The sequence below is a fragment of the Micromonospora musae genome (genome assembly GCF_003626635.1).
Taxonomy (GTDB): domain Bacteria; phylum Actinomycetota; class Actinomycetes; order Mycobacteriales; family Micromonosporaceae; genus Micromonospora; species Micromonospora musae.
Genome location: NZ_RAZT01000006.1, coordinates 258,205 through 282,211, shown reverse-complemented (window position 1 = coordinate 282,211; position 24,007 = coordinate 258,205). Strand labels below are relative to the sequence as shown.

At 67.4% G+C, this 24,007-nt stretch carries 21 protein-coding genes and 2 pseudogenes; 13 read left to right on the top strand and 10 right to left on the bottom strand.

Going from position 1 to position 24,007, the window contains the following annotated elements; translation table 11 throughout:
• Positions 1-61 precede the first annotated feature (61 nt).
• The 4 genes from D7044_RS13970 to D7044_RS13955 all read left to right on the top strand — a co-directional run bounded on the left by D7044_RS13970 (position 62) and on the right by D7044_RS13955 (position 3,112).
• A complete protein-coding gene (locus D7044_RS13970; RefSeq protein ID WP_233564979.1) occupies positions 62-568 on the top strand; it encodes a response regulator transcription factor in 507 nt (168 codons plus the stop codon).
• Positions 569-604: 36 nt separating this feature from the next.
• Positions 605-1,123 (top strand): PadR family transcriptional regulator, encoded by a 519-nt coding sequence (locus D7044_RS13965; RefSeq protein WP_120675441.1) that lies wholly within the window; start codon positions 605-607, stop codon positions 1,121-1,123.
• Positions 1,120-1,902 (top strand): alpha/beta fold hydrolase, encoded by a 783-nt coding sequence (locus D7044_RS13960; RefSeq protein ID WP_120689166.1) that lies wholly within the window; start codon positions 1,120-1,122, stop codon positions 1,900-1,902. Before D7044_RS13965 ends, D7044_RS13960 begins: the two co-directional genes overlap by 4 nt.
• Before the next feature lie 808 nt (positions 1,903-2,710).
• Complete coding sequence (locus tag D7044_RS13955; RefSeq protein WP_120689165.1) at positions 2,711-3,112, top strand: hypothetical protein; 402 nt, start codon at positions 2,711-2,713, stop codon at positions 3,110-3,112.
• A 117-nt stretch (positions 3,113-3,229) separates the two neighbouring features.
• Here the strand turns inward: D7044_RS13955 and D7044_RS13950 are convergent, their stop codons facing one another.
• Complete coding sequence (locus D7044_RS13950; protein ID WP_199716616.1) at positions 3,230-3,481, bottom strand: hypothetical protein; 252 nt, start codon at positions 3,479-3,481, stop codon at positions 3,230-3,232.
• Between the two features lie 742 nt (positions 3,482-4,223).
• Between D7044_RS13950 and D7044_RS13945 the strand changes: the two genes are divergently transcribed.
• Complete coding sequence (locus tag D7044_RS13945; RefSeq protein ID WP_120689164.1) at positions 4,224-5,150, top strand: LLM class F420-dependent oxidoreductase; 927 nt, start codon at positions 4,224-4,226, stop codon at positions 5,148-5,150.
• Between the two features lie 576 nt (positions 5,151-5,726).
• Positions 5,727-5,843: pseudogene (locus tag D7044_RS33415) on the top strand (LuxR C-terminal-related transcriptional regulator); the annotation flags it as partial.
• Between the two features lie 117 nt (positions 5,844-5,960).
• Here D7044_RS33415 and D7044_RS13935 read toward each other — a convergent pair.
• The 4 genes from D7044_RS13935 to D7044_RS33550 form a co-directional block, all read right to left on the bottom strand.
• Positions 5,961-6,761 carry an alpha/beta hydrolase gene (locus D7044_RS13935; protein WP_120689163.1) on the bottom strand — a complete coding sequence of 267 codons (801 nt, stop codon included), beginning with the start codon at positions 6,759-6,761 and terminating at the stop codon, positions 5,961-5,963.
• Positions 6,762-6,995: 234 nt separating this feature from the next.
• Positions 6,996-7,559 carry a hypothetical protein gene (locus D7044_RS13930; protein WP_147434661.1) on the bottom strand — a complete coding sequence of 188 codons (564 nt, stop codon included), beginning with the start codon at positions 7,557-7,559 and terminating at the stop codon, positions 6,996-6,998.
• Positions 7,523-8,893: a caspase family protein gene (locus D7044_RS13925; RefSeq protein WP_120689161.1), complete on the bottom strand. Its 1,371-nt coding sequence runs from the start codon at positions 8,891-8,893 to the stop codon at positions 7,523-7,525. The genes D7044_RS13930 and D7044_RS13925 overlap by 37 nt, the downstream gene beginning before the upstream one ends.
• Entirely contained in the window at positions 8,890-9,270 is a 381-nt protein-coding gene (locus D7044_RS33550; protein WP_120689160.1) for an effector-associated constant component EACC1, read from the bottom strand. The genes D7044_RS13925 and D7044_RS33550 overlap by 4 nt, the downstream gene beginning before the upstream one ends.
• 701 nt (positions 9,271-9,971) lie before the next feature.
• Here D7044_RS33550 and D7044_RS13915 point away from each other — a divergent pair.
• The 5 genes from D7044_RS13915 (at position 9,972) to D7044_RS13895 (ending at position 13,942) form a co-directional block, all read left to right on the top strand.
• Positions 9,972-10,697 carry a TMEM175 family protein gene (locus D7044_RS13915; protein ID WP_199716615.1) on the top strand — a complete coding sequence of 242 codons (726 nt, stop codon included), beginning with the start codon at positions 9,972-9,974 and terminating at the stop codon, positions 10,695-10,697.
• Positions 10,698-11,339: 642 nt separating this feature from the next.
• A complete protein-coding gene (locus D7044_RS32145) occupies positions 11,340-11,774 on the top strand; it encodes a hypothetical protein (protein WP_147434660.1) in 435 nt (144 codons plus the stop codon).
• Positions 11,775-11,886: 112 nt separating this feature from the next.
• Complete coding sequence (locus D7044_RS13905; RefSeq protein ID WP_199716614.1) at positions 11,887-12,408, top strand: VOC family protein; 522 nt, start codon at positions 11,887-11,889, stop codon at positions 12,406-12,408.
• Positions 12,405-12,749, top strand: coding sequence for a YciI family protein (locus D7044_RS13900; protein WP_120675449.1), 345 nt, complete (start codon positions 12,405-12,407; stop codon positions 12,747-12,749). Before D7044_RS13905 ends, D7044_RS13900 begins: the two co-directional genes overlap by 4 nt.
• Complete coding sequence (locus D7044_RS13895) at positions 12,746-13,942, top strand: RNA polymerase sigma factor (RefSeq protein ID WP_120689158.1); 1,197 nt, start codon at positions 12,746-12,748, stop codon at positions 13,940-13,942. The genes D7044_RS13900 and D7044_RS13895 overlap by 4 nt, the downstream gene beginning before the upstream one ends.
• A gap of 605 nt (positions 13,943-14,547) precedes the next feature.
• Here D7044_RS13895 and D7044_RS13890 read toward each other — a convergent pair.
• Positions 14,548-15,948, bottom strand: coding sequence for a DM9 repeat-containing protein (locus tag D7044_RS13890; protein WP_120689157.1), 1,401 nt, complete (start codon positions 15,946-15,948; stop codon positions 14,548-14,550).
• Between the two features lie 402 nt (positions 15,949-16,350).
• Complete coding sequence (locus D7044_RS13885) at positions 16,351-16,962, bottom strand: SMI1/KNR4 family protein (RefSeq protein WP_120675455.1); 612 nt, start codon at positions 16,960-16,962, stop codon at positions 16,351-16,353.
• A gap of 1,020 nt (positions 16,963-17,982) precedes the next feature.
• Between D7044_RS13885 and D7044_RS13880 the strand changes: the two genes are divergently transcribed.
• The gene (locus D7044_RS13880) at positions 17,983-20,403 is read left to right on the top strand and encodes a PKD domain-containing protein (RefSeq protein WP_158609995.1); all 2,421 of its coding nucleotides are present in this window, start codon (positions 17,983-17,985) and stop codon (positions 20,401-20,403) included.
• Positions 20,404-20,498: 95 nt separating this feature from the next.
• On the opposite strand, the gene D7044_RS13875 is transcribed toward D7044_RS13880, so the two are convergent.
• Positions 20,499-20,945, bottom strand: a complete 447-nt coding sequence (locus D7044_RS13875) for a GNAT family N-acetyltransferase (RefSeq protein WP_158609994.1) — start codon at positions 20,943-20,945, stop codon at positions 20,499-20,501.
• 85 nt (positions 20,946-21,030) lie between these two features.
• Between D7044_RS13875 and D7044_RS33545 the strand changes: the two are divergent.
• Positions 21,031-21,120: pseudogene (locus D7044_RS33545) on the top strand (IS5/IS1182 family transposase); the annotation flags it as partial.
• A 185-nt stretch (positions 21,121-21,305) separates the two neighbouring features.
• Here D7044_RS33545 and D7044_RS13865 read toward each other — a convergent pair.
• A complete protein-coding gene (locus D7044_RS13865; RefSeq protein WP_120689153.1) occupies positions 21,306-22,052 on the bottom strand; it encodes an SDR family oxidoreductase in 747 nt (248 codons plus the stop codon).
• Positions 22,053-22,691: 639 nt separating this feature from the next.
• Positions 22,692-23,897 carry a DUF418 domain-containing protein gene (locus D7044_RS13860; protein WP_120689259.1) on the bottom strand — a complete coding sequence of 402 codons (1,206 nt, stop codon included), beginning with the start codon at positions 23,895-23,897 and terminating at the stop codon, positions 22,692-22,694.
• Between the last annotated feature and the right edge of the window lie 110 nt (positions 23,898-24,007).

Here is a 24,007-nt window from a genome sequence, read left to right as displayed (position 1 = left end):
TCGTGCACCGCGGCGCGATCGGATGGTCGTCGAGACCCCGAACCCTCGCCCGAGGAGCACCATGCACCACGCCGTAGCCGAGCCTGCCCGAATCCTTCCCCGTGCGGTACTGACCCCACGACAGGAACAGATCGCCCTTCTGGTGGCGGCAGGCTCCACCAACGTCGAGGTCGCCACGCACCTGGTCATCAGCGCCCATACCGTCAAACATCACCTACGCGGAGTGTTCCACCGGCTGGGCGTCGCATCCCGCCGCGAGCTACGCAGCAGGCTGGCCCACCACGACACGACCAACCACTTCGCCCAGAGCTGCTGCCTGACCAGCCAGGAGCGCGACATCGCGCGCCGGGTATCGAATGGCGCGTCCAACCGCGAGGTGGCGGCACAGCTGTTCATCAGCCCCAGCACAGTGGACTATCACCTGCGCAAGATCTTTCGCAAGCTCGACATCACCTCACGCCGAGAACTGGCGAGACGAGACCCACTTGCCGCAGCTGGATCGGATCACGCACCGTTGGCCGCAGAGCGTCGGGGCTCCAGATCACGCAGGTCGGACCCAAGCCGCTAGTTGACAAATCTCCTAGGTGACTCGTCTACTAGTTAGATGGTTCTGTCACGCATCATCTTGGGGCTGCTCGCCCTCGCGCCCATGACCGGCTATGACCTGAAGCGGCACTTCGACTCGACCGTCGGGCACTTCTGGGCGGCGGACAAGGCCCAGATCTACCGCACCCTCGCCCAGCTCGTCGTCGAGGGGTGCGCGGAGGTCGAGACGGTGGCCGGATCAGGGGCGCCGGACCGTCAGGAGCACCGCATCACCGCCGCCGGACGGGCGGCTCTCGCCGCCTGGCTCGCGAGCGCGCCGGAGCGCCACGTCGAACGCGACCCGTTCCTCGCGCGGGTGTTCTTCGGCGCCGACCTCGACGACGACGGCCTCCGGTCGCTCTTCGCGCAACGTCGCGTCGCGACGCAGGCGCAGCTGGCGCGCTTCGAGCGGATGCGAGCCGAGGCCGAGGCGTCCGATCGCGGCGCGCGGCTGCGGCTTGCCACGCTCGACAACGGCATCGTGCACCTACGCACCGAACTCGCCTGGCTCGACGCGGTCGAGGAGGAGGTCGCATGAGTGCCTTCCCCGAGGTGCACCGTCCCGAGACGGGTGCGGTGGGACGCCCGCTGGTGATGCTGCACGGAGGCAACGTCGCAAACTGGATGTGGCAGCCGCAAGTGGCCGCGCTCACCGACCGGGTGGTGCTCACGCCGGACCTGCCGGGCTTCGGGAACCGAGTCGGCGAGGGCTGGCTGGGCCTGGACGCGATGGCCGACGACCTCGTCGCACGAGTAACCGACCAGGGTGTCGACGGTCCCTTCGATCTCGTCGGGCTCTCCCTGGGCGCCGTGATGGCGCTTCGCGTGTTGGCGCGGCACCCTGACCGGGTGCACTCGGCATTCCTCACCGGAGCGCCGCTCCAGCCGGTCGGCGCCGGAGTGCGCCTGATCTGCCGGCTGCAACTGGCGTTCTGGCGGGCGCCGTGGTTCTGGCGCGCCCAAGCCGCAGCGTTCGGGATTCCGGCGGACTCACGCGCCCTGTACGTCGCGCATGGCCTTTCGGTGCACCGCGAGACCGCGTCCGCGATGAACGCCGAGGTGTTCGCCGGCGGCGTGCCCGCGACCCTGTGCCGCTACTCCGGCCCGCTGCTCGCGATCGCCGGTGAGAAGGAATCCGCAGCGGTGCGCCACTCCCTGCGGGAGATCGCCCAGGCCGCACCGCAAGCACAGTTGCGGCTCGCGCCGGGAATGCATCACATCTGGAACGTGGAAGACGCCTGCCTGTTCAACGGGGTCCTGCGCCAGTGGCTGAACGGGAGCACAGACCCGCGTCTTGTCCCGGTTTCCCGAGACTGAGCAACGCAACCGCCTTCGCCGTCGCGCAGGTGGTCCCCTCAAGGACGGCCCGACCTGCCCGCGACCTTCGGCCGACATCGGCCGGGCCGGCCACACTGGCGGACTGCAAGAGCTGTTTGCCCTCCGGGCGGGGAGCTACGACAGGGATAGGAGAAGCCCGTCCGGACGGTGAGGTAGTCGGGGGTCGCGCGGGTGGCCATCCCCACCGTGAGTCCCTGGGCAGAGCCGAGCAGACCAGCGGCCAGGGTGTGTGGGGTTCACGGCGGCGATGCTTTGAGGCTTGTCGTAGGTCGCAGCGCTTGACAGATCGTTACTGGCTGCGAGCACTGCTGCACCTGACCGAGACGATATGGCCGGTCTTAGGGTCGATGACGAGCTCGGCACTCTGCCTTCCGGCTGTCGGAGCCGCCGCATCATCCGGCTGCACACCGCAGACCGTCCGCGAGTCGAGGTGCAGGGGTCCCGCCGGTTCGCCCGTGAGAAAGCCAAGGCCCAACGCCATAAGGATCAGGGTGAGCCGAGCGCGAGAGCGCCGTTCGGGCGACGAGCGGTGCGGGGGCAAGTCCAGGTCGATAACGGGCACGCAGCACCCTAGCGTCTGGCGCCAAGCCCGCCGGGCGTACTCACCTGAAACCAAAGCCGCTTCACAACTTGCGGGTGGGTGAGCCACTGCGTCGTCCGACATCCGGCAGCCGGCCTGTCCTGCGCCAATTGATGCTCGACACGGGCGGTTTCCGTTGACCGTTGACCCGATCGTTTCCAGGCGCGACCCGCGGAACTGGCGACGCTCGTACGCTACGTTGACCGGGTGCCCGTACCTCGGCTGATTCCTATAGCGCACGAGGCTGACTACCGTACGGACAGGATCGGTCACTACGACGACGGGTTGTTCCTCGCGTCGGCGTGGGACCACCACGCATATGTGCACCTCTTTGACCGCGATGGGGCGTACCGGCGTTCAACGATCACGCGCGTCGCGGATCGAGCCGCGCTGGCTGAGGCGCTCGACGGGCTGCTCGCGGGGCTGTCCGGCATGTCGTACGGCGACATCGCGATTCAACTGTTCCAGACTCACCAGGACGACGTCACCTTCGGCTTGATCGATGAGTCCGGCGACCGGGCCGGTGACGGCAGCCACGTCGACTGGGTCGAGCTGTACCCAGATCGCCTGGGATTTCATGAGCCATGGGATGGGCTCTACGACACCTGACGGTGGGCCGGTCAGCCGCCGAGACCCGGCGCTGAGACCCCGGTGGGTGTCAGAGGTCCCGCGATTTCGTTCCGTCGAACACGGTGCGGGACCAGGCATTCCGGCAGCCGGCCGGCATCACGTTGGCGGCGGGGTGGCCGCGGTCCCGGTCTGCTCTCGCCACTGGCCGCCGTCGGCCCGGACGAGACGCCGCACCATCATCCGGGCCTCGTCCTCCGTGTCGAACTGCCACCGGAGCACTGTGCCCGTCTCCGAGTCGCCCGCGCGGGCGATCACGTGCCATCGGACCTCGCGGGCGAGCCACACATCACGGCGGGTCAGCCTCCCCCACACCCCGTTCCACCAGCGCCCAACCAGTTCCCGTGCCACACGTGGATCGTACATACGTACGATCGGCTTCATTGCTGCTGTCCGGCACGCCCGACATCGGCATCCGCATCTTCATCTACCCCGCGGTCTCTGATCGCGCGGCGACCGCGCACCGGTCCGGCAGGCTCGCCCGCCGCGCGAATCCTCATGGCGCACACGAGCATGGTGCAGCAGGGTCTGGATGCTGGGCGACGTCCACGGCTGACACCCGAATCAGGCAAAACCGCGCCGGACGACCGGGCCTACGCTGGTCGAGCCGCACGCGCGCCAGGGGATCGTCACGCGGGGTTGCGGTTGTGGGGTGCCTCCGGCGACCGGGCCGCTGCGATCAGCTCCCAGAGGAGTCGCGGGCTGAGTCGGGTGTTTCGAGGCGGCGGTCGGATGCCGCGACGCGCGCGGCCACCCGCCGGATGGTCGCCCGCGCCCTTCCGGTAAGCGATGGGACGTCACTTGATGCTCAGCGGTGCGAGGCGGACGGATTGGGTGGTTGTCCGACCGTGAGTTGAGGTATCAACGTGACTCCCGACCAGGGCAAGCATGGCGGCGAAAGTCGTCCGCGGCGACGCGCGGTCATGCGGTAGCGGTCCAACTCGCAGACGTGCAGGGCGAAGGAGTGGCAGAGGGCCCACCCGTGCGCGCGCCGGCATTGTGCTCTCGACAGACGTCGTGCCAACGATCACGCCTCGAGGTAGTCGTACGGCGGGATACCGTCGGGTGGCGATCATCTGTGCAAGGAGATGCCATGGTTCAGCAGCAGCGGTCCGGCGACGTCGATCCGGCGGAGGTGAAGCGGCGGATCGGCCCCATCGGGTTTTGGACGGGGGTGCTCGGCGGGCAGTCGGCCGAGTTCGGTCGCGCGGTCGCGGCCGAGGTAGAGGAGCTGGGTTACGGCGCGCTGTGGGTGGGGGAGACGGCGAGGTACAAGGAGGCGCTTGTCCACTCGGCGATCCTGCTCGGCGCCACCCGGCGGCTGGTGGTGGCCACCGGTATCGCCAACATCTGGGTCCGAGACGCCACCGCCGCCGCGAACGGTGCGAACGCGCTGGCCGAGGCGTACGACGGGCGGTTCCTACTCGGCCTCGGGGTGAGTCACGCACCGCTGGTTTCGTCGCGCGGCCATGACTACGGGCGTCCACTCGCGGCGATGCGCTCCTACCTTGATGCGATGGACGAGACCGAGTACGCCGCGCCGTTGCCGCAGCGGGCCCCGCGGGTGCTGGCCGCACTGCGTCCCGGAATGCTGGAGCTGGCGGCGCGGCGTAGCGCGGGCGCGCATCCGTACTTCGTCACTCCTGAGCACACCGCGCGCGCCCGCGAGATTCTCGGGCCGGAGCCGGTGCTGGCGCCTGAGCAGGCCGTGGTGCTGGACACCGATCCCGACTCGGCCCGGGAGAAGGCTCGGCGGTACACCTCGTGGTACCTGACCCTGCCCAACTACGCGAACAACCTGAGAGAGCTCGGTTGGGCCGAGAAGGACCTGGCCGGTACCGGCAGCGACGCCCTGGTCGACGCCCTCGTGCCGTGGGGCGACCCGGAGACGGTGGCGGAGCGGGTTCGAGCGCACCACACCGCGGGCGCGGACCACATCTGCGTTCAGCCGCTCGTGGATGGGCCGGAGGAGTTGCTGCCACAGCTACGCACCCTGGCTCCGCTGCTGCTCTCTCACTAGACGCGCTGCACAGCAAGGTCGATCAACCTGGTAATCGGCGACTGGCGGCCGAGGCGATGTGGGGCGGGAAAGCCCAAGCGACGGGAGAGCCTGAACATTACTAACGGGCCATCGCCCGGCGGTCGGTCATCGTGCGGTGGAGGCTTCGACCGTGGCCGTTGGCCTAGGATCGATAGAGGCGGATCCTCCTCGGCCTCTTGTCTAGCTGCAGAGGGCCTCGCGGCAGACGTGGGATGTGCGGGCGAACCGTTGGCGTGTAGGCCCAATCGATGAGTGACGCAGCGCGGGAACCTCGTGGAGGCGTTCCGCGTCCGGCACGTGGCATGCGAGGCGCGCGAAGCGGGACGGGCGGCTGACGCGGGCGCGTCCCGCTGCCCGCGCAGCCTCGGAAGCCGGGTCCGGTGCTGGTGAGCTACGGCAGCGACCCGCGAACAGCGCCGATGTGTCCCTGCCGCGCCGCTGGACGACATAGGCATGTCTGGCCTCGGTGAGGGCCGGCTAGGTATCAGGCGGCGGCGAAAGACAGGTAACCGATGCCGATGGTGCGCGAACCTACTCGCCTGACTCACCAACGCCGAGATCGCCCGCCGGCTGTACATCTCGCCGAAGACCGCCGCGGTGCACGTCTCGAACATCGTCCGCAAGCTGGGCGTCTCATCGCGTGCTGAGGTTGGCGGTCGGGTCGGAGGTTGACGAGGGGATTCCGTCATGCTCACCAACGCATCTCGGTCCGAAAATCGTGCGGTCAGCAGCTGCCTGTCGCCGACCTCGACGAGGGGCGTTGGTCCGCCGATGTGTTCCGCGCATCGGTCATGCTCGGGCGTGCCGCAGGGCCCAGTCGAGGGCGTAGTCGGCGATCTCCTCCCAGCCCTTCTGCGCGGGAAGCAGGTGGGCGTAGCCCTGGTACTCCTTGATCTCCGTGAGGGTGTTGGACTTGTAGTGCTTGGCGTTGGACTGCTGGACGGCTGGCGGCATGACGTGGTCCTCACTGCCGGAGATGAACAGCAGCGGCGCCCTGTTCTCGTTGTGGTAGTCAACCCAGGTGTCCTGGTGGCCGGGCTGGAAGTTGGCCAGCACGCCGCCCCACACGATTCCGCCGTTCGCGGGGATGTGGTAACGCCGGTAGAGGGCGCGGGACTCCTCCTCGGTGAACGTGTTCGTGAAGGCGTACTTCCACTCGTCGAACGAGAGCCCCACAGCCTTGTGCCGGTTAGCGGGGTTCTTCAGCACCGGGAACGTGGACTTGACCTGAGGCAGCGGCACGACCCGTACCCCTTCGGTCGGTGCCGAGTTCATCGCGACGCCCGCGGCGCCCAGGCCTCGGTCGAGCAGGAGCTGGGTGAACGTCCCGCCGGCCGAGTGCCCCATGATGATCGGCGGTGCGGGCAGCTCGTTGATGACCGCCGTGAGGTGGTCGACGATCTTCGGTACGGTCACCTCCATGATCGGGCTCGGGTCGGCGTTGAGGGCTTCCACCTCGATCTCGAAGCCGGGGTACGCGGGTGCGAGCACCCGGAATCCGCGCTGCTCGTAGTGGGCGATCCAGTGCTCCCAGCTGCGCGGGGTGAGCCAAAATCCGTGGACCAGGATGATCGTGTCGGGGTTGGTCATCGTGAACTCCTTGAAGGAAGGCAAGCAGGTCGTCTCACAGGCGCTGTCGGTGACTCGGCACGAGGACTCAGTCATGAAACGGTCCGCGAAACGGGTACGTACATGACGACAGGGAGGCCGCGACCGGTGTGACCGCCGTCAGGTGTGACGTCGGCCGCCGTCGAGCCGGCGTGCGCCCGGCGCAGGCTGGTGCAAGACCTGCGGCGGCGAGCTATCTGTCCGGAGCTCTTTCGTTCAGCTCGGCATGCGCAAGGACCGGGCCACGGTCTTCCGGTAGCTGATGGTGAGGTAGACGGCGACGGCGACGAGGATGACGGCGGCCGCGACTACGAGGGGCGGTGTGATCAGCAGTCCGGCCGTGATGGCGGCGAGCACGAGCACCGCCGCGATGCCGCGCCACGGTCGGTGGGTGGGGTCGAGAACGATGCCGAACAGGGATCGGCCGCCAATGTTGAGGGCGAGACCGCCCACGATGAGCAGCGTCCATGCCGCGTTGATCTGCCCGAGCGGGCTTCGGATGTAGATCTCGCTGCCGGCCAGCACGACCGTTCCCGCGATCATGATGCCGTGGCAGAACGCGGCGGCGACCGCGATCTGCGGTGCGGTCGAGTTGACCACCGTCCCGAGATCATGTCCCGGCGTCGGCAGGTATACCAGCAGCATCGACCGCCGACGAGAGGCTCCGGGCGACGTCGTCATCGGCTGATCGGGGAGCAACTCGCTTGCACTGTCCTCTGGCGCCCCGGCCATGCGCACGTTCGCTAGTCGTTCGGCCTTGGGTTCCTCGAGGGCGCCCATTGTCGGAGCTTGGCTGTCGTCGACGCCAACCCGGGATCCAGGTCGAACAGTTCCCGCTCAGTGCGGTACAGACGGCGGGTGGTATGCCATCGCACCGCTGTACGTACCTTCCGCGGATCGATGCCGACCATGATTACTGCGATGTAGCCGAGCTTCTCGTATGGCGCTCTGAGCCACCGCCCCGAGATCGGATCGAACCCCGTCGTGGTCTGCGGTGGCACGCCCGGCTGAAGGCGGATGAGAAGCACCTGAAATTCCTTCTTGCGTGTGTGGTGGGTCATTACCCCAAGGTGCGCGATATCGGTCCATGAGAGGCGGAGCTCAAGCCGCGAGCCACGTTCGGCAGTCAGGCTGGACCGGCCAATGGTCAGGGTCCTGGGCCGATTTTTCGCCTCCTGGATCGCACCTAGACCGGCGAGTAGCTCGATCGTTGCGAACGCCAAGAGAACACCCCAATTCTGCCGCTGCCAAGAAAACCAGGAAGTGACCGGCACGAGCAGCAGTAGCGCGATTCCGATCGTGGTCATGGACCGCCTGGCTACGGGGCCGTATGGTGGCTGACCCGTGAAGCTGTTCTCATCCGTCGGGGCCGGCGTCGGTTCGGGCCGACGAGTCCCCCCTCGGGCCAAGGCGAGGTTCCCGGCTGCATTACCCGCCCGCCGCTGCGGGCGGGGCAGACCGCGCTCGGCCAGTTCATGGTCGACCTGATCATAGATCTGGTCCAGGGCCAGCGGCTCGGGCCGCTCAAGGGCGCGCAGCAGCGCGCCGGTGAACGCGGTGTGCGTCTCGCCAGCCGGCGCATACGCCGGGGTGTTCGCGGTGGTCGAGGTGAGCGTGTATGAGCCGGCGATCGCCAACTGCCCGGCAACGAGCCCGTCAGGCGCCGACATCGCCTCGATCGCGCGGCCCGAAAAGCAGCAGTCCAGGATTAGCAGCCGAGTCGCCGCGGAACTGACCGCGAGGTCACGCTTGATCAGCTCCACCGGCACGGCGCTGTAACCAGGGCGGCCCGGGTCGGTGCCGGCCAGCGCCAGATACAACCTGCCCAGATCGTCCACGAGACCGTGCCCGGCGTAGTAGACGAGCAGCACGTCAGTTGCGGCTTCGGCGGCTTCCTTCAGCGCCGCGCCAACGTCCGTGGCCGTTGCCTCTTTGTCGACTCGGAGGCACTGGGGCAGCGTCCCGACGTGCGGATCGGTGAGAACCGCCTGCAACGATGACAGATTCTCCCGGACCGCCGGTATATCGGGAAGGTCGGCGGCGACAGGAAACCGGTCCGCGCCGATCAACACCGCCCACGAGCGATCCGGGTCGGGAAAGCGCGGCTCGCTCACCCAGCGTCCCCATCGCGAGGAAGCAGCCGCTCGACCTCGCGGATCAACACGGACAGGTCACGCGCCCGTTGCGCCCGTAGCGTCACCTGCCGCCCGTCGGCTCCGGCAACGTGTACCTCCACACTGGTGTCGCGCTGACTCAGCCATGTCGACAGTGAGCCAGCGAGCACTGCCACTGCTCCACCCGAGCCGAGAGAGACCAACAGGGCGTCGGTGATGGCCCCCATCTCCTCGGGGCGTACCGGGGCATGCTCCAGCCGTACTCGGCCACGCAACTCATCCTCATGACGTAACCAATCGAGGAGCGAGGTGAGTTCGCCTTGGCCGCTCGGAGCGCTGATCCGCAGAACCGCGGGGAGGTCGGAAGACGTCAACACCTCTCTATCCTGCCGGGTCCACGCAAGTTAGGTGCTCGGTGGCTGGCGGCCAGCTGTCGGTCGCTCTGATCTGTGGGATGCCGAGCTGGATCGCGACCACTCAACGTCTCCCCCTCAACTGGGCTGCCCAACACTGCGCACAGTGACTTGCTGGGCGGGAATCTGTCCCTTTCCTCAGGGTTAAATGGCTATTGTCCCTAAACAAGCCTATAGCCCTGCTGAACGGGGCGCCTCACACTACCGGCGTGTGTAGTTGCCCAGAAGGATTAATTGAGCCCGGAAACGGACCTATGCGACTGCTGGCTCACGTGCCTGGCCAGCGGATCCGTGGCCTCGGGGCGGCTTCTGCGAATCCGATTTGTTGGCTGGACGAACACCAGGCGCCGTGGTCGTGGTCATCGCCCCGGTCGGCTGGTTAAGACGATCGTGGTCTACGTGTCTAGTCCCACCACATGCTTGACTTTTCCGTCCCAGGACATGCTTGTCGGTTGGTCTAGGAAGTGCGGGTCTTCCTGGTGGGTCAATCGTAGCCGCTGGCCATGACGAGGGCTTCGGCGAAGGCCTTCCAGGCGGGTTGGTCGGGAATGGTTTCACAGCGGTTGGCGTAGAGGTGTGGTGCGTGGGAAGCCCGTACCGACATACCTCCGACGCCCGGGCACGATACCTCAGTGCCCATCAAGGCTCGATCAGAGGAGCTATTGATGGAGAGCTGGATCCGCTTGTTGATCCGGGCTCAAAAGCCGCGGGGAGGCGAAGGCGACCCGACGTTCGGCGTGGATCGCGACACTAGGAGGCTTACCGGGTTCAGCGATGCGGTCTTCGCCATCTCGAGCACCCTCCTCGTCCTGGACATCCGCCTGCCGGCCGGGACCGAACACCTGGGGAGGGACCTTTTGACGCTGTGGCCGTCCTACCTCGCCTACGCCATCACCTTCCTCTTGATCGGCCAGACCTGGGTCAATCATCACCTCATGTTCGACCATATCCGATCCATCGACCGAACAATACTGCTGTTGAACACTTTGCTGCTGCTGACCGCCGCGTTTGTACCCTTCACTGCGGAGACCCTCGCTCGAGCGTTCAGCAGCGGGCAGGGCGAACGTGCCGCCACCGTCTTCTACGGCGCAACTTTCATGGTGGGGGCCATCTTCTTCAACCTTATTTGGCACTACGCCAGACGTGGCCACCGGCTCCTCGGTGACACCATCACCCCAGAAGGGGCGAGCGTTGTCGCCAGGCGCTACTTGCCCGCTCCTTTCCTGACCGCTCTGGGGACAGGGGTCGGCTTCATCCTTCCCGAGCTGGGCGTCACGATGATCGCCTTGCTGATCCCGTTGTACTGGCTGTCAATTCCGGGTGAAATGCCTAAAGCAAGCCGCAATCGAGGAAACGCCGCCAAGGACCACGGGCAAGTGGAGGGACAATAGGCTGCGCAACATCTTGGAGACCCCCGATCCTGCCATCGGATTGCTGTGCATCCAGGATCATGCTGGTTGCGGTCCATCCTGTGTCACCCCTCGCGCCTGATGAATATCGCATCGGCGAGCTCCATCAGCGGGTCCAGGGTGCTGGCCGACTCGTCGAGCACCAAAGCGGCACGCGGGTGGCGAACCAGCTGCCACTCCGGGTTGGCGCAGGGAACGGCTACCGGACGCCGGGGGCGGCCAGGGCATGGGCTTTAGCGTATACCGTAGATCAGAACGCGAATGCCGTCTGTGCGAAGGTTATTCCGATTTTCATTGCCGCAGGACAATGGCTGTGCTCCTGCCGAGTTGAACTCGCCCGCCGAGAACTCACCGTTGTCTGGCTGGTGAGGCTCGGCGACCACTCGCACCATAATGACATATGTATTGCCCGGTTGCGGCTGAGTGGTGGCTCAGTCGGCGCCCGAGGATCTGGTGAGCGACGAGGCAGTTGAGCCGAGCGCGCGGACGGCACACCTGACCGATCCCATGTTCGGCTTGGTCAACTCGGGGCGGACGATGAGCGCCCGCGTCGCTCCTGGTCGCGACCGCTAGCGTGCTGCTCTACGGGGAGAAGCGCCCGGCACACAGTTCGAGGTAGTCGGCATGGAAGATGTGCTACCAGCTTCCGGCTCGTCGGCAGGCCAGGGTCTGGGTGCGACGCACCGGCCGGCCATCCGCATAGCGGACCTGAGCGGCCGCAGTATGGATCGGGTGACGATGAATGTCTCCCACAGCAGCGCACAGCCCAGCCTCTTGGCCGGGAATCCTGCGTTTGGCGACATGCGCGAGCCGGTGCTCATGTCGTTGAACACGGTCTACTACGAGCTCATGCCGTGCGCCACCAACGGCCGCGCCACTCCCACTCTGCCCAAGCGGTTCGCGGCGGAGCGCGAGCATGTCGACCAGTGGATCATCGGTCTCACGCACGCCTGGGACCGGCTCGACTCGGTCATCACCGCCGCCACCGGCAACATGCTCACCGGCACGTCTTGCGTGCGGCGGGAGCGCGAGCCGACGGCCGCGGCGTATCACCGTTGAAAAACTGGCCTGTGTGTCGGATCGAGCCGTTCTCCAGTCGTCTGAAGAGTGAGAGCGCGTGACCACCTCACGCGCTGGTGTCCTGACCGCACCCCCTGTCGGGGTTCGACCGATGAAGGAGAACCAGACGATGACGCAGTCAACCAGGCCGATTCCGGACACATATCGCCGGATCACGCCGTGTCTGGTGGTGGACGGGGCCGCGAAGGCCATCGACTTCTACACCCAGGTGTTCAGCGCGACCGAGCGAATGCGGTTTCCCGGTCCGGACGGCACGATCGCGCACGCCGAGATCGAGATTGGCGACTCGGTGGTGATCATCGAGGACGCCTCACCGCACACGGGCACCACCGCCCCGCCGGCCGATGGTCTGGCCGGGTCGCCGGTGTTTCAGTTCATCTACGTGGACGACGTTGACGCCACCGTGGCCTGTGCTGTCGAGTTCGGCGGGCGGCTGAAGCGGGCGGCACAGGACCAGTTCTACGGTGACCGCGACGCGTTCATCATCGACCCCTTCGGACACGGCTGGACCATCGCCTCACACGTCGAGGACGTGAGCGCAGAGGAGATGGGCCGGCGGTTGAACCAGATACAGGGACAGCCGACGGCAGGAGAGGAAGGACCCAGCAGATGAAGTACGTGCTGATGTTCGTCGAGACCGAGCAGTTCGCCGCTGACCTGGCCGCCATGGACGACGCCGAACGTGAGCGCGCCTACGGCCGCGTGGGCCAGTGGTTCACGGAGCACGCCGATCAGGTGACCCGCCACGTCTACCTCATGCCGCCGGAGTCGGCGACCACACTGAGGCTCGACGGTGGCGAACCGGTGATCACTGACGGGCCGTTCGTGGAGGGCAAGGAGATCGTTAGCGGCTTCGCCGAGATCGACGTGGACAATCTCGACGCTGCTTTACGACTGGCGAAGTCGTGGCCGGGCTGCCCGCTGGTGGAAGTCCGCCCGATCGCCGCCACATGACGGCGACGCCGAAGGACGAGCTGGCCCGGGTGGTACGTGACCACGCGGGTCGGCTCGCCGCCGCCCTCGTGGGCCTCACCGGTGACTTCGCCACCGCCGAAGACATGGTCCAGGACGCCGTCGAGGCCGCGCTCACCCACTGGCCCGCCGAGGGCATTCCCGAACGGCCCGACGCGTGGCTGTTCACCGTCGCCCGCCGCCGGGGCCTGGACCACCTCAAGCGGCAGGCGCGATACCGCAGCAAACTCGCCCTGCTGCACTGGCCCACCCAGCCCGAGCCGGACGACCGGCTACGGCTGATCTTCACCTGCTGCCATCCCGCACTGCCCCGCACCGGCCAGATCGCCCTCACCCTGCGCGCGGTGTGCGGACTGACCACCGCGCAGATCGCCCGCGCCTTCCTCCTCCCCGAGACCACGATCGGGCAGCGGATCACCCGCGCTAAACGCAAGATCAGCGAAGCCGGCATCCCGTACCGGATCCCGGACCCCGACGAGCTCGCCAGCCGGCTCTCGGAGGTCCTCGCGGTTATCTACCTGCTGTTCAACGAGGGCTACCTGGCCACCACCGGCGAGGTCTCCCACGACCGCAACCTGGCTGACGACGCCGAGTTCCTCGCCACGCTGCTCCACCGGTTGATGCCCGCCGAGCCCGAGGTCATGGGCCTGCTGGCGCTCATCCGACTACATCAGGCCCGTACCGCCGCCCGTTTCGACGCCGACGGCCGCATCATCCAACTGCCCGACCAGGACCGCAGCCTCTGGAACCACACCGTCGTCACGAACGCCGGCGACCTCATCGCCCGCGCCGCCGCCCACCGCCGCCCCGGCCCCTACCAACTTCAGGCCGCGATCGTCGCCTGCCACGCCGAGGCCAAGCGCTGGCAAGACACCGACTGGCCGCAGATCCTCGTGCTCTACACCATGCTCCTGCGCCTGCAGCCATCTCCGGTCACCCGCCTGCACCGCGCCGTCGCCCTGCGCTACACCGACGGACCACGCGCGGCGCTGGCCGAACTCGAACAGCTCGCCGACACCCTGGACGGCTACCACCTGTACCACGCGACCCGCGCCGAACTCCTTCGCGCCGACAACCAGCCGGAGATGGCCCAGGAAGCCGACGAACGAGCCCTGCCGCTGGCTGCCAACCCCGCCGAGATCGACCTGCTCCGGCACCGCCTGCCCTGGCGGTAACCGTGGCCAGCCTCGGCGCGGGCGCGTCGATGGGCCGGGCTCCGCTCGGGCATGCGAACGACGGGGGCCGCTTGCCGTCCCCTCGTAACGTTCTCTGCCGAATCATGGCGACCGTGCTCGCGATGCCAACAGCAAGGCGATAAAGGGACGGCGACAACCCTTGCTTGGTCGAATATTTCCTGCCGATCGGCGGCCAGCGGGAGAAGGTATCAGCACCGCGCCAAGGCGGCCGGAGGGCGCAAGACCCAAGCCGCGCTTCCACCGCGCGCAGAGTCTCTTCGGTGAGCGGGGCTCCAACGGGCCGGCGCCGTCGAAGACGATCATGGGAACGAGCGCGGGTTCGGTAGTCGGTCGGCGTCAGTTCCAGGTGAGTCCCAGAACGACAGCGGCAGGGCGGCCAATTCGGCCAACACGGAGGCGATGCCGCTGCCGCCCGCTGCGCCGAGTAGCGGAAGCACAAGAAGCACTCCCGCCACTCGGCACGTGACGAACGCCAGCGAGAGCAGGCTCAATGGGTGTGGTTGATCGCTGGTCTGTCAGGCCCTGAGGAAGCTGGCTGAGATGGGCCGCCACCGCCGAGCCGGTCCGCGAGCCAACAATCAGCCCTACGCCGGACTGCCGCGGTAGCCGATCGGGCCCTCACCGACCCGCTGGTAGGTCCCCAGGAAACCGCCGTCGTCGAAGGCGACCGTCCCGTTGTTGCCGCGGCCATCGCGCCAGGTCAGCCTGGTGACCGGGCGGCCGGGCGCGCCCACGGCGAACAGCAGGTCACCGGAGCGGTGCCAGCCGCCGCCCCAACCCTCCTCGGTCGAGAAGCGGCGAGCCTCCTTGGCGAAGGAGCCGCGTTCGATCAGCCGGCCGCGGAACTCCCTCGGTTGCTCACCCGGCTGCCGGGTCCAGCCGTAGAACGCGGCCTGCTGCTTCTCGAACGTGATCGCATATTCGGCGCCCGATACGTCCGCCCAGGCCACCTGGTCGAGGACGGCCTGCTCCCCGCGGTCGATGAAGATGACGACCTCGCCGACGTCGCTTCCGTACCGCAGCACCGGTTCGGCGATCGCCTGCCGTTCGAGCGCCAGCCCCGCCTGATCGTGTGCGTGCATCGGGTCGATCGTCACCCGGTACAACCACAACATGCTCCGGGCGTCGTGGCCGCTTTCGATCCGTAATGTGTTCCAGCCGGCCACCAACTCCTCGGCTGGGACCGCGAAGGCCAGGCGTTGCGGGAGTCCTCCGCCGTTCGGGATCCGCAGCCGGTCGGCCAGCGGTCTGCCGTTGAGGCGAACGGTGAGCGGGGCGTATCCGGGCGCCCGGGAGAGCATCGACGCGAGCGCCCGGAGGGCGACGCAGGCCTCACGGACGACGGCCGGGTCGGGCACGTCGAACGTCAGCTCGACCGACCCGCCGGCGCCGATGGCCAGGTGGTCGCCGGCGGCAGAGGACCGGTCGAGGCCCGTGATCGTGACGTTCCCGATGCGGGGCGGCTCGGTGCCGAAGTCGGCGTAGGTGGGTTCCATCTGGATCCCGGTGCGCCGCGGGGTCTCAGACGGGGGAGACGACGAGGGGTGTAGCAGCACCTCGTACGAATGAATCTTGTGCTCGTGGTTGCCGTATCCGATGTTGGCGGCGCCGAAGGCGGGCCGCACCTTGCCGATGTGCAGTGTGCCAGGGGCGACCGCCGCGCGGGCGACGTAGAGCGGTTCGCCGTCGCCCTCCCGGCCCACCGGCAGCGCGTCCGCGGGCACCGCGCCGCCGGACGCGATGCCCCAGACACCCCGATCCATCAGCACCTCGTATTCGTCGACGCTGACCGTTGCACCGCCCCAGGTGGCTTGGGCCCCGCCGAAGCCCGGGCGGACCTTGCCCGGGTGCACGCCGTCGCGCATCCGGACGCGGCACACCCACAATGGCTCACCGTCCGCCTCGTAGCCATGCGGTACCGCGCCGGGTGGGATCCACCCACCGCAGGCGGCCTCCCAGCGATATCCATCGGCAGAAATCCCCACACCGCGGAGAGTAGATCAACAGGTTCAGGTGTCGTGAATCGCCGGCGGCTAACGAGCGGCCGTACCGGCGACCTCCGAACCCGCCTGGGCGTTTCCTGCCGACCTTGCAGTGGTTGATCGTTGACGACGTGCCGGCGGTACGCCGTGGCGAGTCGACCGACAAGGAGTGGCTGATGATCAAGCCTGCTGTCGCAGGGCCTGGTACACGCCGCCTCTGTTCAGCGTCCTACCCGACACGCCTGCCCGACCTGCGTCCGCCGACACCACGGTGGAGCCATCGTGCGTCGCGGGCTCCCGCCAGCCGGCCGGCCGTCACGGTGCCGCGGTGAGCACGACTGGAAAGATTCGGATTGCCGTCGCGCAGACAGAGTACGGCCGGGGCGGCACCCGGCGGTGGTGGCGTCATGGCCAGTCGACCCGACCTAAGTCATCGACTTCCGCCTCGTCTTCCTCCAGTCGCTCGGCAATGTCGTCAAGCATGTCCGCCACGTCTGCCCATGGTGGCTGGGCCAGCGCGCCAGTGTCCCGATAGAACTCCATCACGCAGCCGTTCTTCGGGCCGCCGCGCAGGTCCACGAAAAGATTTCCGCCGCCGTGGTTGGTGGCGACGGGCAACCAGGCAGGCAGCCAGGTCTCGCAAACCGTTCCGGCTGGGCGATTGTTCTCCGAATTCACGAAGTCGTCCCACTGGTCGAGCGGTGCGACCTTCCGAGCGACGTCCATCCACAAGCGTCGACTCTCCAGCGCTTCAGCGATCGAGTAAGGCACGAAGCCTGGCGGGATAAGCCACCCGCCGTCGGCCTGAAGGCCGGAATGTGCCCCGTCGGCGTACGACCACCAGGCCCGCAGGTCCGGCGGCAGCGGCTGGCTGACCGCCTCCTGCGCCGCCACGAGGTCTGCCTCGGACGCCGGCGGTCGTAGAGCCGCGCGGGCCTGGGGCGCGTGCTGTTGAAGCCACGTGTCAATGCGGCCTATCGCGGCCGCGGCGACCGTCGCACGATCCGTACCCGCCATATTCACCCTTCCGATCGCCGAACCAGACCGCCTGTCGTCATCTAATGGGAGTGGCCGCCGGGCGTCTGTACGGCCCTACCATCCATACCGTGGATGACGGCATTGATCTACCCGCATCGCGGGCTCGGGATGAACCGCAGGTCGTCAAGCGTCGCCGTCTGGCGCTTCTGACATCCGCGGTGGCCATGATGGCGCTGGTCGCTGCCGCTGGTGGTCTCTGGTGGAGTCGCCGGGACGCCGCGGTAGCTCCGAACGCTCAGCAGGCCACCAAGATCGGGTGTCCGATATTTGGGGCGGACGCGGACCGCGGCTCGTTCTGTGCCGACCTTGTGCAAGACAGTAGCCGTCGAGCCGTCATCTCCGACAAAGAACGCCAGCGGGCCGAGGACGTAGCCAAGTCGGTACTTACCGCGGCTTCTCATGCCGGGTGGTGCACCTCGTCCAACGACTCTACGTGCGCGCGTCGGCCGCCGTCGCATGCGCCTACAGAACAGGACGTCAAGGCGGCGCGGCTCTGGCTGACGCGAACTGGGGCATCGGCCATCGACGCGCGACTGGCCCGGGAAGGTGATCCCGCTCCGGTCGGCTCTCTGTTGTATGCGGCGCAGATCGGCACCGTGTGCGTGGTCGGTCATGTGGAGTCGGTGCCAGGGGGCGCCGGCGCCCAGCGGACAGTTGGCCGCCTTCCGAACGGAAGCTGCCTTTAGACCGTGATGATCTCGTCCAGGAACGCGCTTCGTCCGAAGCGCCTACTGGCATCCGGTCGAAAGTCCGATCGGTGAGTCGTACCTTTGGGCGCTCCTGCGGATCCCTACCCATCGAAGGTAATAAGATCGGAGAGATCGACGCCTCTCATGTGGACGGTCGGGTTCTCCTGTTACCTCCGACCGAGTGAACCGCACGAGAGTAGGAGCGTTGATGCACGTCAGACACCACGGGGGACGGGGCGGCGGCACAACGTCGCGCCGGCGCCTAGCAGCCGCAGTCCTAGCTACCACCCTTACCCTCACCATGTCGGTCGTGGGCGGTCAGGCCGCCCACGCCGCTGAACGTCCATCAGCCGGAGTGGTTCCGCCCTTGGGGAAGGTGGCGAACGGGGCCCTGCTCGAGGAGGGGATCAAGGGTGACCCCAGCGCCCTCAAGTGGCTCAACGGACGGAAGGGTCGGCCGAAGGAGGCGCCGCCTTCTCCCGAAGAGGCGCGGCTCAATGCCAAGAAGAAGGCGGTCCAGCTTGACCAACGATCGTCCTGGGACGCCGAGCAGGCGGACATGTCCGCCAGCGTCAGCCAAGCGCTGAATCTGAGCTCCGCACCACCGGAGCCGCAGGCGGGCGAATGCCTCGCCCGACCGGACTCGAACTCCGTGAACGGCGTGACGCTGAACCGCGACCTGTGGTGCCAGCGGTACCGCCTCGGGAGCGTGCTGTATGAATGGGACGAAAACCTCAACATCAGCGTAAAGGTCGGCGAGATCACGATGGAGTTCACCGCCGTCGTGGCGGGCCGGCGAGATGACCGCTCGGTCCGCGTTTACTACAAGGCCGTACCGGGATCGGTCGACTACGACGTGCGCGAGATCGACCGCGTGATCGCTCCCACCATGGCCATCACCATCGGCGCCGACTGCCAGGACACCGGCTGCTCCCGAATCGGTCAGCCGATCTACAAGACCTGGGCCCAGTGGAACACCGACGACACCTGGTGGTCTTGGGACATCACCTCAGACGAGGCCGCCTCAACCGGCCCCGACGACGTACTCTTCCACAACTGGTATCTGACGTACCAGGGCAGCGGTGGCGGATTCGTCTTCCCCCCGGACGGATCCCGGACCCCCGAACGGACCATCCGGTGCGACTCCGCAACATACTTCAAATTTGGCGAAACCACGTACCCGAAGGCCTGTATCAACGCCGAGGTAATTCCTCACTTGCAGTACAGCATCAACAGCGCCGAGCACGGCGCCGTGGCAGAACACATCAGGACCGCACAGAACGAGCCGCAAAACACCTGGCCGATCACGTACCTCCCGAAGAGGATCCCAGGAAAGTTCACCGGGGACATTGACGATCCCGGTCTGCACCGAGTGGCCCCGGAAAGCGTAAACTACAGTGAAAACGAAAAAGAGCGGAAAGGTGCGTGCAATCGAACCGGTAACTATGACGGCATGACCGGCATGCCTCCGTACAACACAACTACGCACGACTGCGATGAATATCCATTCCGCATCACCGAAGAGGGCGCAGCTAGCCCCGACTGGGATTTCTCCGTCCGCGCGGTGCCGCTCTCGCAGAACAGGTCGGCGGGAGCTTCCCTGAATGTGTACGTCGTCTCCGACCGGATCCTCTACGACTATGACGAGTTCTGGGTCGAGATCAACGACGGCACGGGCGGTGGCGGTGGTGGCGGCGGCACCGGGCCGGTCGACGACGCGCCGCTGGTGGACGCGGGACCGGACCGGACCGGGGACGAGGGAAGCGCCATCAACCTGTACGGCCTGGCCAGTGACGACGGCGGCGCACCCGACGCGACCTGGTCCTACACGCCGGGATCCGGCGTTGACGCCGGAACGAGCTGCGCCTTCGGCGACGTTCACTCGGCACGTACCACCTTCACCTGCGACGACGACGGCGTGTTCACGCTGCGGCTGACCGCCTCGGACGGCGTCAACGCGGCGGTCAGCGACACCGCCACGGTGACCGTCTTGAACGCACCGCCGAGGATCACGAGCCTGGTCCCGCCGGACTGGCAGGTCTACAAGGTCGGCGACCCCGTGTCGCTGAAGGCGACCTTCACCGACGCAGCCAACGACACACACACCTGCGCGATCCTCTGGGACGACACCACCACCTCCCAGTTCACCGCCCAAGGCCACGCCTGCGAGCAGACCCACGTCTTCCCGCATGCCGGCATGTACACCATCGAGGTAACCGTCACCGACGACGATGGCGCCAGCGCCACCGCCAAAACCATGGTGGTCGTCTACAACCCCCAGGGGGGATTCGTCACCAGCGGCGCCAACTTCGCCTCGCCGGCGGGCGCGCTGAGCTCGAATCCGACGGCTGCCGAGCGGATGCGGGTGCAGCTGAATCCCCAGTACCAGCAGGGCGAGCCCGGTCCGGCCCTCAGCGGGGGACGGGTGAGCGCCACGCTCGACGGGGGTGCCTTCACGCTCGAATCGACCAAGCTGGATTGGCTCGTGGTCGCACCTGACGCGAAGGCCGCGGTGAAGGGCGAAGCGACCGTCAACGGGACTGCCGGCTATGGCTTCGTCGCCTACGGGTACGACGACCCGGCAAAGATGCGCCTGGTGGTCTGGCCGCTGTCCAGCGGCCCCAACCCGGGCACCTCGATCCTGTACGACAACCGCCGCGGCACGGACTATGACCTCGACCGGGCCGACCCCCAGCCCTTGGATGGCGGTTCGTTGCAGGTCCACGAGTAGAAGTCGCACGTGCATAAGTAATTGCGTCGATAGGTGGTCACGGCAAGTCGTTGGGCTGGCCCGTTCGGGCCAGCCCAACGCGAATTGGCGTGTGGTCAGGCGGGGCGGGACTTGGTCAGGGTGATGCGTGCGGGCATGCCGCCTGCGGCCGGGGTGCGGGAGGTCTCCTGCCAGCCGTGGGCGAGGTAGAAGCCCAGCGCTGCGGTGTTGCCCTCGAAGGACTCCAGCCGCGCCACGGGGTGCTCCTGGTGCAGCTGAGCCTCGGCGTCGGCCAGCAGCACCCCGCCCAGGCCCTGCCCGTGCCGGGAGACGTCGACCATGACCAGGTCCAGCAGGTCTCCCTCCAGGATGGTCAGGCCGACCACGTCGTGCCCGACGTGCAGGACCCGCACGTGCCCCTGGGCGAGGTGGTCGGTGATGTGCTGGTCGCTGCCGCCCGAGCCGATGAACCGGTCCACGGCCTCATCGCCCAGGAACGGGCGGTAGGACGCGTCGATGGTGCGCCGGGCCAGGTCGTGCAGCGCGGGCAGATCGTGCTGCACGCCAGGACGCACGAACGGGACCGATGAGTGGGTGGTGGCCATCAGACCTTCACGGGGAGACAGTGGTTCCTGGTGATTCTCTCAAGCGCGGTCAGCGGGCGGTAGCGTGCCCGACGAGGCGCTGGGCCGCTCGCGCGGCGGACTGAGCACGAAGATCCACCTGGCCACCGACGGCCGCCGCACGCACCGACCGGCGGCGATGCTGGCAGGCCTATCCAGAGTGACTTCTGCCGCTGTCGCTCTGCGGCCGTCACGCAGGACGCCCCGCGGCTGGTGTGGAAAGCGGGGAGCCCGGGGCCGCCGCAGACGGGACAGCTCATCAGTGATCATTCGAACACGACCTGAGCTAGACCAATTCGGTCAGATGGCCAACCCGGCACCCCCGGACACGACGATCTCCTGCCCGGTGATGTAAACGGCATCGTCCGAAGCCAGAAAAGCGACCGTCCTCGCGACGTCTTCTGGCGTTGCGAGGCGGCCGAACGGATTTTGCTCGGCCATCGCGGTCATCGTCCCCGCGACGTCATCGGTTGCCGTCCGGATCGAGGCTCTCGTCATCGGAGTGTCGGTCATTCCGGGGCTGACCGCGTTGATACGAATCCGGCGCGGTGCGAGCTCGAGCGCAAGTGTCGGGATCATGGACAGCATCGCGCCGTGTGAACCGGCCGCGACGCTGCTGCCGGTGAGGCTGCGCGTTGCTCCGATACCCACTGTCACAATGACCGAAGCGCCGTCGGACAGCAGTGGCAGGGCTTTGACCAGGGTGAAGAACACCCCTTTCGTGTTGACGGCGAACACCTCGTCGTAGCCCGATTCGTCCCAATCCTCCAGCGTCATCGGACGGTTGACGCCGGCGTTCAGGAACAGCGTGGTCAGACTTCCGAACTGTCCTCCGACTTCGGACACGACCTTATCGATGTCCGATAGCGACCGCACGTCAGCTTGCAAAACCAGGACATCGTTGGGCAATTCTTGCCGTGCGCGAGCCACGCTCTCCTGGCGTTGTCCGGTGACGGCAACGCGGTAGCCGCGATCATGCAGAGTCCGCGCGGTCGCCTTCCCGATTCCGCTGGTGCCGCCCGTAATCAGAGCCGTACGTTCCGACATCACACTCACTCTATCGTCGTTGTTGACTGGACTGGGCAGGCCAATGGCAACGCACCGCTGGCATGGTGTGTGGCCGGTCTGCCCAGAGTCGGAGACTTCCTACTGGACTATACAGTCCAAGTTTGCCAGGTTGGTGGCACGACCATGACTCGCGCAGGGAAGAGCGCGACCAAGGAACAGCGATTAGCGACGTCAGCAAGGACACCTTCTACGAGCGTGCCGACGCCCGCCTCGAGCGGTTCTGCGCCCTCGTCCGCGGCCTGGCCGTGAACGACCCGGCTGGCCGACCGACTCTCTTCGCTGGCTGCGCGCCGACGGGAACCTGCGTACGGCGCCGCTGGCCGCCGCAGCCGAGTTCGCGGCCGCCCGCTGCGGCACGCCGGATCCGGACCAGCTCGTCGCCACCGTGGTCGACACCTCCCGATCACACACCGACAGCGGACGGCGACGAGTGATACGCCTTCAGGCCAGGTAGGTCCCCGTGTCGTGCCCAGAACGGCCTCCACCGCGACCCGTTCGAGTCGCAGGCCAGCGGATGCCGGGCGCCGCGGGTACCGGGACGGGCGTGGTGAGCCGCCCCACCGGCAACGTCATGCCGGGTCCGGTGGGACGGCGTGGCGAGCCGCCCCACCGGCAACGTCATGCCGGGTCCGCGGCGCGCAGCCGTGGCCACTGCTGCTCGGTCCAGGCCCGCAACAGCCACTCCAAAGGTCCGTACCGGAACCGGGCCATCCACGCCGCGCTGACGGCGAGCTGCACACAGAAGATCGCGACCGCGAGGAGTACGACGACCGGGGGTGCGACGGCACCGGCGAGGCCCGACCCGACGCCGGTGAAGACCAGCACGCAGAGCAGCGACTGACCCAGGTAGTTCGACAGGGACATCCGTCCGGCCGGCGCGAGCACGGCGGCGACCCGCCGGCCCCGGTCGGTCTGGAAGAACCGGAGCAGGGTGGCGGCGTACGCGGCCGCGAGCAGCGGCGCGGTGAGCACGCCCACCGTCAGCCCGGTCAGGTTGGCGGTGCCCCCGCCCGACGCGAAGATCACCGCACCGGCCAAGCCGACCGGATAACCCACCTGCTGTACCCGACGCAGGAGCTGCCGGTTCCCGGCGACGTCGGTGAGGAGCCGACGCCGCCCGGCCGCGTAACCGAAGAGGAACGCCGAGAGGGCGAGTGGCCCCTGCACGAGGAGCGTGCCGAACATCGCCGGCAGTTGGCGTACGTGCTCGGTGATCACCGAACGGAGCCCGCCCTGTAGTGCCTCGGTGGACTGCTGCCCCGCCGCGAGTGCCGCCGCCGGATCGGTCACCAGCTGAGTCCCGGCCGTGGCGGCGAGCGCGAGGACGAAGCCGATCCCGGCGGTCAGCAGCACGGCGGCGCGCAGCGCGGTCCCGACGCGGACCTTCCGCATGGCGAGCAGGACCAGACCGAGCAAGGCGTACGTGGTCAGGATGTCGCCCTGGAACAGCAGCACCGCGTGCAGGACGCCGAGCACGAAGAGCCCGGCCAGCCGTCGCCGGAACCGTGGGACGAGGTCGACGCCGCGCCGGGCGGCGGAATCGATCTGGAGCGTGAAGCTGTAGCCGAACAGGAAGGAGAAGAGCAGGTACGCCTTCATCGTGAAGAGCAGCTCGACCAGCCACCGGACCGTCTGGTCACCCCAGGAGTCGTGCGCGGGATCCGGAACCAGGTGGAACGAGTAGCCGGAGGCGAAGAAGTTGATGTTGACGACCAGGATGAGGAGCAGCGCCACGGCGCGCAACGCGTCGACGTCGACGATCCGGGGGAACGTTCCGGACGGCGCGCGGCTCGAGACGGGCGGGTCTTCGACGGAGAAACTCACGACCACCTCCAGAACGGGCAGGAATCGGTTCGTCGACTTCCTGCGACCCTATGAAGCGGTCTGTTCGGATGGCAGCCGGTGAGCGGGAAGGTCGCCGGTGGGGAAGGCCC

What these genes read in the sequence shown, in the direction of transcription:
- D7044_RS13865 (WP_120689153.1), bottom strand. Translation starts at nt 22,052, where the DNA reads ATGTCGGAACGTACGGCTCTGATTACGGGCGGCACCAGCGGAATCGGG.
- D7044_RS13930 (WP_147434661.1), bottom strand. Translation starts at nt 7,559, where the DNA reads ATGGGCGCCCTCGAGGAACCCAAGGCCGAACGACTAGCGAACGTGCGC.
- D7044_RS32145 (WP_147434660.1), top strand. Translation starts at nt 11,340, where the DNA reads ATGGAAGATGTGCTACCAGCTTCCGGCTCGTCGGCAGGCCAGGGTCTG.
- D7044_RS13970 (WP_233564979.1), top strand. Translation starts at nt 62, where the DNA reads ATGCACCACGCCGTAGCCGAGCCTGCCCGAATCCTTCCCCGTGCGGTA.
- D7044_RS13960 (WP_120689166.1), top strand. Translation starts at nt 1,120, where the DNA reads ATGAGTGCCTTCCCCGAGGTGCACCGTCCCGAGACGGGTGCGGTGGGA.
- D7044_RS13935 (WP_120689163.1), bottom strand. Translation starts at nt 6,761, where the DNA reads ATGACCAACCCCGACACGATCATCCTGGTCCACGGATTTTGGCTCACC.
- D7044_RS13905 (WP_199716614.1), top strand. Translation starts at nt 11,887, where the DNA reads ATGAAGGAGAACCAGACGATGACGCAGTCAACCAGGCCGATTCCGGAC.
- D7044_RS13965 (WP_120675441.1), top strand. Translation starts at nt 605, where the DNA reads ATGGTTCTGTCACGCATCATCTTGGGGCTGCTCGCCCTCGCGCCCATG.
- D7044_RS13885 (WP_120675455.1), bottom strand. Translation starts at nt 16,962, where the DNA reads ATGGCGGGTACGGATCGTGCGACGGTCGCCGCGGCCGCGATAGGCCGC.
- D7044_RS13900 (WP_120675449.1), top strand. Translation starts at nt 12,405, where the DNA reads ATGAAGTACGTGCTGATGTTCGTCGAGACCGAGCAGTTCGCCGCTGAC.
- D7044_RS13915 (WP_199716615.1), top strand. Translation starts at nt 9,972, where the DNA reads ATGGAGAGCTGGATCCGCTTGTTGATCCGGGCTCAAAAGCCGCGGGGA.
- D7044_RS13895 (WP_120689158.1), top strand. Translation starts at nt 12,746, where the DNA reads ATGACGGCGACGCCGAAGGACGAGCTGGCCCGGGTGGTACGTGACCAC.
- D7044_RS13945 (WP_120689164.1), top strand. Translation starts at nt 4,224, where the DNA reads ATGGTTCAGCAGCAGCGGTCCGGCGACGTCGATCCGGCGGAGGTGAAG.